The 13,395-nt window shown below is 34.0% G+C and carries 8 protein-coding genes and 1 tRNA gene; 5 read left to right on the top strand and 4 right to left on the bottom strand.

Annotation, left to right across the window (positions count from 1 at the left end):
* Positions 1-16: 16 nt before the first annotated feature.
* Both K6119_RS12100 and K6119_RS12095 read right to left on the bottom strand, forming a co-directional pair.
* Positions 17-652, bottom strand: a complete 636-nt coding sequence (locus K6119_RS12100; RefSeq protein ID WP_221832029.1) for a polysaccharide deacetylase family protein — start codon at positions 650-652, stop codon at positions 17-19.
* Entirely contained in the window at positions 633-4,859 is a 4,227-nt protein-coding gene (locus K6119_RS12095; protein WP_221832027.1) for an MFS transporter, read from the bottom strand. Before K6119_RS12095 ends, K6119_RS12100 begins: the two co-directional genes overlap by 20 nt.
* Positions 4,860-5,123: 264 nt before the next feature.
* Here K6119_RS12095 and K6119_RS12090 point away from each other — a divergent pair.
* A tRNA-Gln gene (locus K6119_RS12090) sits at positions 5,124-5,196 on the top strand.
* Between the two features lie 51 nt (positions 5,197-5,247).
* Here K6119_RS12090 and K6119_RS12085 read toward each other — a convergent pair.
* Positions 5,248-6,009 carry a hypothetical protein gene (locus K6119_RS12085; protein ID WP_237828012.1) on the bottom strand — a complete coding sequence of 254 codons (762 nt, stop codon included), beginning with the start codon at positions 6,007-6,009 and terminating at the stop codon, positions 5,248-5,250.
* A gap of 163 nt (positions 6,010-6,172) precedes the next feature.
* Positions 6,173-6,637 (bottom strand): inner membrane protein YiaA, encoded by a 465-nt coding sequence (yiaA, locus tag K6119_RS12080; RefSeq protein ID WP_221832023.1) that lies wholly within the window; start codon positions 6,635-6,637, stop codon positions 6,173-6,175.
* Positions 6,638-6,929: 292 nt separating this feature from the next.
* On the opposite strand from yiaA, the gene K6119_RS12075 reads away from it, so the two are divergent.
* From K6119_RS12075 to K6119_RS12060, 4 genes are all read left to right on the top strand, one after another.
* Positions 6,930-8,267, top strand: a complete 1,338-nt coding sequence (locus K6119_RS12075; RefSeq protein WP_237828011.1) for a hypothetical protein — start codon at positions 6,930-6,932, stop codon at positions 8,265-8,267.
* Positions 8,268-9,368 carry a class I SAM-dependent methyltransferase gene (locus K6119_RS12070; protein ID WP_472857794.1) on the top strand — a complete coding sequence of 367 codons (1,101 nt, stop codon included), beginning with the start codon at positions 8,268-8,270 and terminating at the stop codon, positions 9,366-9,368.
* Between the two features lie 261 nt (positions 9,369-9,629).
* Entirely contained in the window at positions 9,630-11,270 is a 1,641-nt protein-coding gene (locus tag K6119_RS12065) for a tetratricopeptide repeat protein (protein WP_221832017.1), read from the top strand.
* An 87-nt stretch (positions 11,271-11,357) separates the two neighbouring features.
* Complete coding sequence (locus K6119_RS12060) at positions 11,358-13,262, top strand: hypothetical protein (RefSeq protein ID WP_221832015.1); 1,905 nt, start codon at positions 11,358-11,360, stop codon at positions 13,260-13,262.
* Positions 13,263-13,395: the final 133 nt, after the last annotated feature.

Genomic DNA, 13,395 nt, shown 5'->3' with positions numbered 1-13,395 from the left:
AAAAACGTCGTCAAATTTAGGAAAATAATTCGGGCTCAATTTTTTTAAATTCATAACCATCATCTATCAAAGCTTCAATTACTTTGGGTAATTCATTTTGAATCGTCTCAATCGACTTTTGGTTATCGTGGAATACGTAAATGGCTCCTGGATAAGCTAGTTTTTGCATTTTGGAGATAAAAGTATCAGTGCTTAAGTTTTGATCAAAGTCGTACGCCATAATTGACCAAAAAATAATGCGATATCCCTTTTGCTTTAAGGCTTTAAATTGTGACGGTTTAATTTTACCATATGGTGGTCTGAACAATTTTGAATTAATTAATTCAGTTGCTGTTTCAACATCTTTGATATAATCATTAGTGTTGGTCATGGTTCCTTTGATATGGTTCATGGCATGATTGCCAATTGCATGACCTTTATCTAAAATCCTTTGAAATAATTGTGGATAATCTTTTACATTTTCACCCAGGCAAAAAAAGGTGGCTTTGATATTGAATTGGTCTAGTACATCCAACAATAAAGGGGTTGTTTCGGGATGAGGACCGTCATCAAAAGTGAGGTAAATTGTTTTTGCATCAGACGCAAAATCAAAAATGGCCCCTTTGAAAAGTCTCCGGGGCCATTTTGGTATTTTATAAGCCCGGAATTGCATCAGGGCATAAAGAATTGTCGTAGTTGGTCAATCCTAAAGAATTATAAAGCTGTTTGTATGTACAGAAGAATGAATCAAATGTTGCATTTACTCTTGCACTTCCATTTGGTTTAGTTCTTCTTATTGGATTTAATCCTGCTTGTACTTTCATTGTAATGTTGTAGAATCTTTCACCAACAGTTGTTTGGTAAGCTTCATCAGAACTATAAACAGATACTGTTTGATACAATGAGAATACTCCTCTGTATGAATCAAAGAAATCTTGAATCATTGGTAAAGAGAATTCTGGATCTACACTTAAATAATAGTCTATATCCTCTTCAAAAATACCGAACATTTTATCAGCATACATCATTCCGTTTTCTTCATCACCTGCTGCAAAGAATGCCTGAACATATGAAGGAATTACTCTACCAAAAGGTACATTCGCTTCTGGCATTACTTCAAAACTCTTTTGTAACAATGATGTGATTTTAACAGAGTTTGAGTCAATGATAGACTGAGCTTTCGCCATTTCAGCATCAATTTCACCTCTTACAAAATCACCTAGAGGAGTTTTAACCACTTGCTCTGCAGGTCCATCTTGTGCTTTTACTTGCTCAAGCATGCTCACCAACTGAGTAGCTTTGTCAATTTGCTCAACATAGTAATCTGCAAGAACACTGAACTGTACTCGGTAATTGTTGGTCAATCTACGCGTGTAGTAATCAACTAAAATACCTTCTTTGTCCATATTACCCCATTCAAATACTTCCATCAAATTGCTGCGGTAAACAGGCTCGTTAATTTGACCTAATGAATTAGGGTTTCTTCCTTGTGAGATATCAATTGGCACCAATTTGTAAACCAATCCTTCAGAGTAGAAATACTTTTGAAGTCCTAAGTATGTTGTACTGCTTGCTGAACTTGCAAAGTAAATAGGTCTGTCCCAATCAAAATGAGCAACCATATCAAGGATCATCAAATCTGCTTTATAAATTGTTGACTTGTTCAATTTCCATTGAATTTCATCTACAACTTTATCTGCATCCTCTTCGCTAACAATTCCATTTGCTAACACTTTTTCTTTGTCAACATTAACTGTTAAACCTTTTGATGGAAGAATAAACACTCCTTTGTCTTCTAAGTTGTTTTCATCACCTAAATAAGCCATAGCGTAATCTGCAGGTAAATAATCAAATGCATCATTGAACTGAATCAACACATTGTATGCTGATTGTCTAGCATTTTCAGATAAACCGTATTTAGATACTTGTTGACCATTTTCTTCATCAGCATCATATACTAATTTGAAAACAAAGTTTCTGAACTCATAGTAAGTGTTCGTAGAATCAAAACTGTCAAAACTGTTATAGAATTCAGGCAACATTTCAGGAATTTTAGACTGTGCTAAAATTGGCTTCAATGAAGTTACCGCAGTTCTAAATGCGTTTGCAAATAATTCAGGGTTTGATTCAATTTTCTTGTCTGTAATTTTTTTCCATTTTTCAGACATAGTTGAACTACCCATTGTCAATTCATTTGTTCCAAATACATACAAGTAATCTAAATGACCATGTTGTCTATATTGTTCCTCAGTAAATGAAATTGGCAATGCTTCTGAGTCATAAGCTTTACGCGTCATTTGCTCAGTATACCAATCTGTATTTAATAAGCTCAAGTTACATACACGAACTGAAGTTTTGATTCCTTCTACCTCTTGTAAGTACCAAAGAGGGAACGTATCGTTATCTCCATTTGTATAAACAATTGCATTGTCATCACAGCTAATTAAGTAGTTATAAGCTAATGCTCTTGCAGTGTATCTGTCACTTCTGTCGTGATCATCCCATCCTTCAGATCCCATGATTCCTGGAACAGGTAACAATATTAGTGTGGCTAAGATAGCCGCTCCTGCTTCTTTTTTGAGCGTACTTCGCAGGGCAATAAAGACGGAGTAGAGTCCTGCAATTACACCTGTCATATAAAGCATACTCAATGAAGCAGTTTTATCAGTAATTGCAAATACAACACCTAAACCACCTGTGATTCCCACAATATAGGCCAGCTCTTTCCACTGCATATTTTTAAATGCATCAAACAAGGCTAATACTGAAAGACCAATGTAGAAAGCAAAAGCATAGAAGGATGCCGCATAAGCGTAATCTCTCTCCCTTGGTTCGTATGGTTTCTGATTCAGGTAGATAATAATTGCTAAACCTGTCATTAAGAACAACAAGAATATGATCCACCAACTTTTTGTCGCTTTAGTTAGGGTAAAAATAAACCCAATTAAGCCCAAAATAAGTGGCAACATGTAAAACTTGTTATTTGACGGATTTTCTGTGATAAAGGCCGGAGCTTTTGTTTGATCTCCAATGTGGTGTTTATCAATAAAATTAAGACCGGATATCCAGTTACCATCTCTTGGCCCACCATGTCCTTGCTCATCTGATTGTCTACCAGAGAAATTCCACATGAAATATCTCCAATACATCCAATCAACCTGATAATTAAAGAAGTAAGTTAAATTTTCACCCATGGTTGGAACACGAGCTCCTTTGTGACCTGACCAACTTTGATAGCCATTAATGTGCCTGTCTTCAGAACTATACATTCTTGGGAAGAAAGTACTGTGCTCTGAGTCAAATGTTGGTTTTGAATTTTTTCCTGAGAAAGTTTGGTAATATTTTTCCTCTATATCACCATTTACTGTAGCAGCATAAGCTGTTGCTTCACCTTCAGTTTTAAATCCTTTTAATTCTTGTCCACTTTTAGTAGATACAACATATCTTCTTTGATAAACATCATTAAGATCTGCCCATTCTTCTCTTGGATTTGCTTTTGCTGTGAAGTACTGTCCATATAATATAGGCCAGTCACCATATTGCTCACGTTGCAAATAAGCTTGTAAACTTACAAGGTTCTCAGGGTTGTTTTCATCTAAAGGAGTATCGGCATTTGATCTAATTACGATCATGGCAAAACACGAATATCCCACATATAGCATTGCGAGACTGTAGAAGAACTTGTTCATTCCTACTTTGATGTTTCGCTTTAATACATCCTTGTCAATTTTCTTCATCCACATGTGCCATACGATTAATCCTAGCACAATTCCAAGTGCAGAAACAACAATGGCCATTTCCAGATTCTTTTCTGCCGCATAATACACGACAAAGAAAATTCCGATTAGCACTAATCCAATAATGAAACCGAACAACAAGCTACTGCTGTTTAACATACCGCTTAACAGGCACAATGCACTGTAAACAAGTAGCATTGGAGTGTCACTACTAGTGTTTTTGCGGGTAACCATAATTCCTCCTACAATTAAGCCGGAGATAGCCATAAATAAGAAGATAGCTCCAGAGTTAAAAGGAAGTCCTAAATCATTTACAAATCCTAGCTCAACTAATGAGGCTAACTGAATTGTTTTAGGAATAATGATATTTTGAACCAATACCAATACAATCAATCCTATAATACCAGTAACAATAAATCCACCTATTGTAGATTTTTTTACCTTTCTAAAGTAGTATACATAGGCCATTGCCGGAATAGCCAACAAGTTCAATAAATGGACACCGATTGATAATCCAATCATGAAAAAGATGAATATCAACCAACGATCAGGGTTTTTAGTATATCCTTCAGGATCATCTTCTTTTTCTTGCCATTCATTGTCCCATTTTAAAATGGCCCAAACAACAATAGCAGTAAAGAATGATGACATGGCATATACCTCACCCTCAACAGCAGAAAACCAGAATGAATCGGTGAAAGCGTATGCTAATCCACCAATGATACCACTACCTAATATAGCCCAGATATAGCCTGAAGTAAGTTCTTTTTTCTCTTTTGGTTTGTCCTCATCTTCATCTCCACCTCTTTTAAACAAAGAAACTTCTGGATTTAAAACTATCTTCTTTGCAATCATTGTGATTGACCAGAATAAGAATAAGATGGTGAATGCACTACTCAATGCAGACATTCCGTTGATCATCAAGGCAGCATTTTCAGCTGAGGTGAACATGGTAAATAATCTACCAAGCATCATAAATAGTGGAGCTCCCGGAGGGTGACCAACTTCTAATTTATATGCTGTTGTGATATACTCCCCACAATCCCAAAGACTCGTGGTTGGCTCAAGTGTTCCAAAGTAAACAAGGGTAGCGATAGCAAACACGCTCCAACCAATAAGGTTATTCAGTTTTTTGTAATCCATATAGTTTGATTAAGCATCACTTCAAACAGCTAAGTTTTTACGAAGTGAGTTGCGAATTTAAAAATATATTCCGACTGATTTTCCTAAAAAACTGTAAAAGCAATACAGTAGTTGTTTTGAAGGATATTTATTAAGTTTTTTTATGAAAATATTGATGGTTGAAAAAATTTGATATAAATTTGCAGCCCGCCACGCAAAAAAGTATCTTTGTGTCAACGGTAAAAGAGGTTCGCAAAGGCGTTCCTAAAAAAGAAAAAGATTGATTGTCCCATGGTGTAACTGGCAACACGTTTGGTTTTGGTCCAAAAGAGTCTAGGTTCGAGCCCTAGTGGGACAACAGAGAAAGGAGTTAGGAAACTAGCTCCTTTTCTTTTTTTATGTGGTTTAGTTAATAGTATTGGCTATAGAAGATCCAAGGTTCATCACCTTTCCACCAACTTCCAGGAACGAAATTCATCTGATGAGATTCATAATAAAAAGTGTATGGCTTTTTCTTTCCATCTGTTGGTAATAGGTATATTTTTTCATTGCCTAAAGCATTGATCATTTCTTCTCTACTTAGTTCAATTGAATCAGGAAGTTCATGTGGAAATTGTAGCTCATAATGGGTGCCGTAATCATAGTCCATCTCACGAACCAAATACCATTTTCCAGCCAATTCGGGATAATTGATGCCATATTTTTTTATGACATTAAGAATACTATCGTTGAAACTTGTTTTTACATATGTTTCTTTGAAAAAGCCAGGATCTGACCTCATTGGCTTGTAGAAATACAAGGTGTCATTGACCATTTCTGTAGGATAGAAGTACAAACTATCCTGATGTCCTAAATGAATATATCCCGTGTCCAAGAAACAAGGTTGTGGTCTGGAAGCCAATATTGGGTAATTGATTCTATACATAGTATCATTCTCAAATACAAGATCAAATTCGGTATACCCATCCCAGGGACTGTCTTCATGTACCATTGTCATTGGGTCGGGTTCAGGGGCTTTTAATCCAAGAAATGGAACTTCATCTACAATTTCTGTATTATACAATTTCCAATGACCACTAAGGTCTGGCTTGGTCCAGTTTGTTTCATTCTCAGAGTTGCTTGCTTGTGTGCAACTGATTATAAATAGGGTAATTAAAAGATATTGGACCATTTTTATGCTCATATACTAATTACACAAAAATCAAAATTTTATCCAGATTAAGTTTCTAGCTGTAGAAGATTATCTTCAACGCCCAATTATATTTCTCACCTTAAATAACCTGTTTTAAAAGCTATTGAATAAAAAAACCCTCTTAATTAAGAGGGTTTTAAGTTTAGAGTTCATTAAAGGCTTTGGTGTCCCGAATGTTTTTCTGGACGGCTACTGCAGAAAAAAGTGCCAGTGTAAAAGACATGCCATAAAATCCCTTTTCACTCAACAGCAAGTCTGCATGGCGTAATCCAATTACCAACAGCGTTATTGACGCAATAGTAGTAAACCAGCTGATCCCATAGTATATGTCAGTAACAGGTATACCTTCAGCTTTGTCTCTAACACTTTTTTGAACTGATATCACAGAGAAGAGTCCAAATAAAATGATGGTAAAATAATACCCTTTTTCATTCAAAGACATGGCAGCATTCCATAACCCAATATTGTAAGAAATTAATCCTATGCCTAAAGCTGCCCAGGAAGCACCAATAAAAGCCGGGGTTGGTTTAGAGGGGTTATAACTTGGTTTTTTTTCTTTCGCTCTTTCAAAGTTTAAACTTTCAATTTTATCATTTTGATTTTCCATAATTCAAAAAATTTGTTTGGGTCAAAATTGAGGACTTGTTGAAGGAATAGAAAATCAAATTATATAATTATATTACGATATAAATAGTCATAATATTTATATAAGTGCTATAAATAGAGGTAAAAAAAGTAAAAAATAATTACTATATATGAGCCTAACCAGTGATCTGTTAGAAATGTTGTCCGAGACTGATAAAAAAGGATTTGTTTCATACTTAAGTAGACGAAATAAAAGAAAGGATACGAAAAACATTGATCTTTTTAAAAATCTACTGTCTTCAAATCCAAAAAATATGAAAGGACAATTGGGTGCTAATTCATACAATGTTCTTAAGAAGAGAATGACGGATAATTTGCTTGATTATTTGGCTGGGAAGATAATTGAACAAGAATCATCTGATGAGACCAATGTTATTCGAAGTTTAGTTTTAAGTAGAAAATTGTTCGCACATGACAAGGTTCAAACTGCACAAAAAATCCTGAAAAAAGCTGAAGTAGTTGCAGAGAAAATTAATCAGTATTCATTGTTGAACGAGATTTATCAAACGGCCTTACAGTACTCATATAATTTATCTGAAGACGAACACAAATTATTACTTGAGAATTTTGAAGCCAACAGAAATGAGCTTGTAGAGCAAAGCAAATTGAATATGGCTTTTTCAGTGGTTCACCGTGCGTATTTAAAAGTTGAAAAAGAAGGTCAGCCAATTAATTTGGAATCCCTTCTATCAGATGTTTATAAGAGATTTAACATTTCTGAAGATAGAGGTTATAATTTCATGTCACTATATCAATTGGTACAATTGGCAGATCTGTCAGGTGCATCTAGTAAACAATATCATTCTGTGGACATATTCTTTGTTTCAAAATTGGATGAGATTGAGGGAGGGCCATTAGACACTGAAAAGCATTTAATTTATCACATTGATTTATTGTATTTGGTTGCTAATATTTATTTCAGAAAGCATGACTTTGAAAGTAGTTTGTTTTATCTCGAAAAAATGTTGTTTCAAATGAATAGATTCGACAAAAGATTTTACAGAGATCGATTGGTGAAATATACTACGCTAAAGGCGTTGTGTTTAAATTATTTGAGTCAATGGAAACAAGCGTTGTGTTTATTAGATGAATTGATTGATTCAAGTAAATATTCATTTGATGATCTTATGAATCCTGTTTTAGCTAAAATGACAATTCATCTGCAACAATCTAATTTAAATGAGGCAAAGTCACTTATGTCAAAGTTTCCTCATACAGATGGTTGGTATGAAAAAATAATGGGTATTGAGTGGTTGTTGAATAAGAATTTTGCGGAGATTATTTTGCATATTGAATTCAATAATGTTGATTATTTGGAATCAAGAATCAAGTCTCTGAAAAGAAAATTAACGCAAGAAAATGTTTCAAACTTAGATTATAGAATTCGCGTTTTTCTTGATTTGCTGAGTGAAATTAGTGCAAATCCAAATAAGCTAAAGTCTGAGAAATTTAAATTGAAAGTTGCTAATTCAATGGAATGGAAACCAAGAGAAGAAGAAGACATTTTTATGATGAGTTTTTATGCTTGGTTAAAAGCTAAGTTAAGTAATCAAGATATTTATCAAACTACGATTGATTTGTTTTCGAAGTAAATAATTGACATTACTTTTGAAAAAAAGATCTTTATCATCAACATCCAAAGATATCCCCAGGCTTCAGACCCTTCCTTAAAAGGGTGGAATGCAGCAGATGAACTTCTAATTCAAACCTGCCTGGAGTTTGATTCAAATGATGCAAAGCTTGATCAATGTATAATTCTGCATGATTTGTTTGGTTATTTGAGTTGTCATTTGGATAAGTATCATCCTCAATCAATAATCAGTTTTGCTAGTCAGCAATTTGCATTAAACGAGAACAGTAAAGAGAACGGTTGCATTCAAATTCAACAAACAGGTATCTTGGATGAATGGAAAACAACAGCTGTTGCGCTTTTAAAAATCCCAAAATCCATTGAGTTATTCAGACTTTATTTATCGCGTTTATCGCAAAATATAAATGAAAATGGCACTGTTTTATGCGGTTTTATGACGCGAAATTTCACCCCGGCCTGGTTGAAGTTAGCTGAGACCTACTTTGAAAATGTAAGTCAAAGCCGTGCACATAAAAAAGCAAGAGTTCTAATTCTTAAAAATCCAAAACCAAAATCTGACATATTGATTCAAGAATACACGGATGATAAAGGCGTTTTGTGGAAACAGTATTTAGGTGTTTTTTCTGCCGGTAGAATAGATTATGCAAGTCAGTTTTTAATGGAAGAAATTGTTTTGCCTAAAATAGACGTGGCTGTTGATGTTGGTTCAGGTAATGGAGTGTTAGGAAAATTTATTCATGAGCATTATCCTGAATCAGAAGTGCATTTGACAGATGATAATTATTTGGCCGTTGAATCAGGAAAACTGAATGTAAATGCTGAAAATGTTTATCATCATTTTTCCAGGGATCTATCTTTTTTGAAAGACAATTCTTGCGATTTGGTGGTAACTAATCCTCCTTTTCATTTTGAGTATGAAATTAACATGGATGTGGCTTTTCAGATATTTAAGGATGCATTAAGAGTGCTAAAAAATAATGGTGAATTGTGGATTGTTGCCAACAATAACTTGCCATATAAACCTGAACTTTTAAAGTCTTTTTCAAATTGTGAAGTAAAAGCACAAAACAGGCGATTTATAATCTATAAGTGTGTGAAGTGATTTGGAAAAAATGAGCTTACATTGGATCAATGCCACATTACTTTTTATTTTTGCCGAAAAAAATAGTTGAATTTTCTTCGTTTTCTCAGCATATCAATCTTTTTATCCAACGCAATAAGTTTTTGTCAAGATAAGTCAGAAATTAATTTATCTCTGGAAGAAATATCCAGGCAAATTCCAAGTAATCCTGCAGAATCAGTACCAAAATTGTATTCAATAATTGAATCTTCCAAGAATATAAACTTTCAAAATGGAGTATTTATGGGATACAAGTATTTAGGAACCGCGTATTTGTATCAAGGAAAAATGGATAGTGCTTTGAATAATTTTGAAAAGGCTGTCCCATTTGAAAGTGAAGTGGAACCTAAAGAAAGAGCTGCAATCAGAAATAATTTAGCTATTACGCTTCAAAAGTTAGGTCGGTTAGATGATAGTTTTAAGTACTATTCTGAATCTTTGACAATTAGTAAATCGATTAATGATAGTATTGGAATTGCCAGATCATGTTTTAATATAGGAACCTATTACCGAGTAAAAAGTCAGTTCAATTTTGCCATACTTTATTTTGATGAATCCCTAAAAATCTATTCATTATTAAATGAAAAGGCTTCTGTATCGCAAGTATTGAACTCACTTGGTTTAATAAAGAAAACCTTAAAAGATTATAAGAAGGCATTGGATATTTTTCATGAATGTCTTGAGATTAGACTTGAGTTGAATGACAATAAAGGAGTCATGGATGTTGAAAATAATATTGCAGCAACATACATTGATCTTAAAGATTATGAATCGGCATTAATGCACCAGAAGGTGAGTTTACAACTAGCAGAACAATTTAACAGTGTAAGCATGTTGGCAGGTTCGTATACGAATCTGGGGATAATTTATAAGGAACTGGGAGACAGCGAACAAGCACTTCAACATTACGAAAATGCAATAGAACTATTTAATAAAATAGATAACAAACGAGGTTTATTGACTTGTTATACGAATTTGGGTTTGCTTCAAATTGAATTAAATCAATTCAATTTAGCCGAAGCCAATTTGAAAAAGGCCAAAAACATTGCTAATTCTCTTGAATCAATAGAGTCAATAGTAAAGATTGATAGAGGTTTAAGTGATCTTTATTCGAGAACTGGAAAGTGTAAAGAGGCACTTGAAAACTATGTTGAGCTTGATGCTTTGACTGATTCAATTTTCAGTTTAGAATCTGCTAAACAGCTTGCAGATGTTCAGGAAAAATATGAAACGGCCAAAAAAAATGAAGCTATTCAAGCCCTGCAGACTAAATCAGAACTTGATGAACAAAGGCGGGAGATTCAAAAGCAAAAAATTCAATTATTAGTAATCGCATTAATTGCTGTTCTAATGCTAGTTATGTTCCTTTTTGCAAGAATTAGATTCAAGAAAAAATGGCATGAGAAAGAGAAAGAACAAATGATCCTAAAAGAAGCTATTTCAAAGCAAGAGCTGGAAATGAAGAACCGTAAATTAACTGCATTTGCTGCCGAAACGCTTCAAAAGAATAGTTTTATTGATGAACTTAGTGAGCTTTTTGATGAGATTAATGCTGATGCTCAATTATCTGAAGAGCACTTAAACAAATACAAAGAGTTACTCAAAAACAATAAACAAGAAAAGGATAATTGGGAAACTTTCAAGGTCCATTTTGAAAATGTACATCCTGAATTTTTTCAAAGACTACAAATGTCATATCCTAAATTCACACAAAATGATCTAAGGATTTGTGCTTATATCAAAATGGGATTAGTAAATAAAGAAATCGCAAGTTTAATGAACATTGCTCCGGCTAGTGTAAAAATGTCAAAGACAAGAATTAAAAAGAAGATGGATCTAGATGAAAATACTGATCTGACAGATAAAATTTTGCTTATCACGTAGTTTGTAACCCATTTGTAACCCTTGTAAAATTGGATTTCTTTGCCGGTTTCAAAAATTTTGTACCAGACGAATAAAATTTTTGAAACAATGAAGATTTATAAAAAATCAAAACCAAAAACTAGAATTGGAATTTTACTTTTTATTCTTTTAACATCTGGCAATTCTTTTGCCGGATGGAAGGAATACAGTTATCCAAAAGGAAAATTCAGCATTCAATTTCCAACCGAACCTACAATCAAAGAAGATGGTGCTTATACCATGGTAACAAGTGTAAATGGAACTACGGCTTACCAGGTAGTATATTTATCTGAAGATTATGATATCGCGGCTTCAAGTGAAAGAATGTACACTCAATCATTTGGAATGTATGGATCAATTGAAGGAAATGTAGAAGAAATTAGTAGCAATGGACTAAATGGAAGAAAAGCAAAAGTTAAAAATGGAGCTTCTATTTATAATGTAATTGTTTGGCAAACAGCAACCCGCAATTGGACCCTTTGTGTTGGCAAAACAATTGGAAAGGTGTCAGAGGAAACTCAAAATGAATTCTTTTCAACTTTTAAAGTGAACGGAAATCAATCTTCTACCGTCGCAAGTACCACTGCAACAAACAATAGCAATGAAAATGGAACTTTTGATTCCTATGAATATCTAAAGAAAAAAACCTTTCCTTTTATTGCTAATCAGGACGAAATAGGAGACTGGCAATATCCGTCAATTGACAAGTTAATGGATCACATTAAGATTGATTATGTTGATTTGAAAAGCAAAATAGATCAATATGGTGAAAGTGCATTTCAAAATAGTAATGCAGGTAAAAATGCTTTAAAGTATATCAATACTGATCTTCCTACACTTTACCCAATTGTTCCGCAAATAGTTGATAAATATCTGAAAGTATATGAAGATAAGCAGGCAGCTGAAAAAGCGGGTGATGATTTTGCCAAAGGAATGGTGGATGGTGAGCCTCAATTGAAGTTCTTAAAAGTTCTGATTGAATTTACGGATGATTTATATGCAATATCAAAGGATGCTGGGATTAAAGCATCAAATGAAAAAGTACGCGCCAGATATAATAAGGCGGTGAGTGAAGTTGATTTTATTAATTCTACTGTTCATGCTAAAAGATTAGATGAATTAGTGCTTTATTCAGGAAGTCCAAAAATTGGAGAAGAAAAAGAAAGTGATGAACAAAAAGTTCTTGGTTGGGGTAAAGGAGAAACCATGTTTGCCTATTGGCCAAAGAATTTTAAAAGTTCTAAAAATGATGTGAAATTGAAATTCAGAATAGATGGAGGTGCATTTTTCTACCAGGAACTATACTTTGATAATGAAACACGCAAAGAGCAGTTTAAAACAAGGGGTCATTTAAGATTTGATTTTTTCCCTGACCCTGAGCAGCTAGATTACAAGACCCTATATGAATATGACGGACACATTAATTTTCTTTCCTATTTCATTGATCAGTCAAATGGCATGCATAAGCTTGAATTTGCAATAGAGGCAGGAAATTACACTATGGAAAAAACAATAGAAGTGCTAGTGGATGACAATAGTAAAAAGGAGATGGAGAAATTAAAACAAGCCCTGATCCTTAAAAAAATTGAAAGTACTGTTTTGCCTATATGTGAGGATGGATCAGGAATTATTGCCAACAAGGATTACTTTACAACAAATGGCTTTGGAACTTTATTAAAGTACGTTCAAACAGATCCTGTCACTGAGATGAAAGATGGTAAATGGCCTTATCCTGTAATTGGACATTCGTCAGGAGGATGGGGAATCGTGAAGCAATCTGATGGTTCACTTGAGATTATTCGCATTGGAGTAAGTCGAAAGTTAAATGGGCAAAATTGGATGGCGTCGATTTCCCCGCTTCCGTCCAAATATGATATGGTAGGAAACAAAACATATAATTCAGCAATCGGCAATCATGGTTATAAAATGAATGTGGATAATGCCGGCAAATGTTTTTATTGGGAATGGGAGTAGATTCATCAATTATTATTCAGAATGGGAGCTTGGAAACTGGCTCTCATTTTTTTTGGTCTCTAAATTAATGCAACGTCATCTCAAAGTTTATTCTTCTATTTTTGTTTAATCAAAGCCGGAAAACGCATATATC

Origin of the sequence: Paracrocinitomix mangrovi (genome assembly GCF_019740355.2) — a bacterium.
Classification (GTDB): Bacteria; Bacteroidota; Bacteroidia; order Flavobacteriales_D; family Crocinitomicaceae; genus Paracrocinitomix; species Paracrocinitomix mangrovi.
The sequence above is the reverse complement of the archived record's forward strand: the minus strand, read 5'-3'. Positions and strand labels throughout refer to the sequence as shown.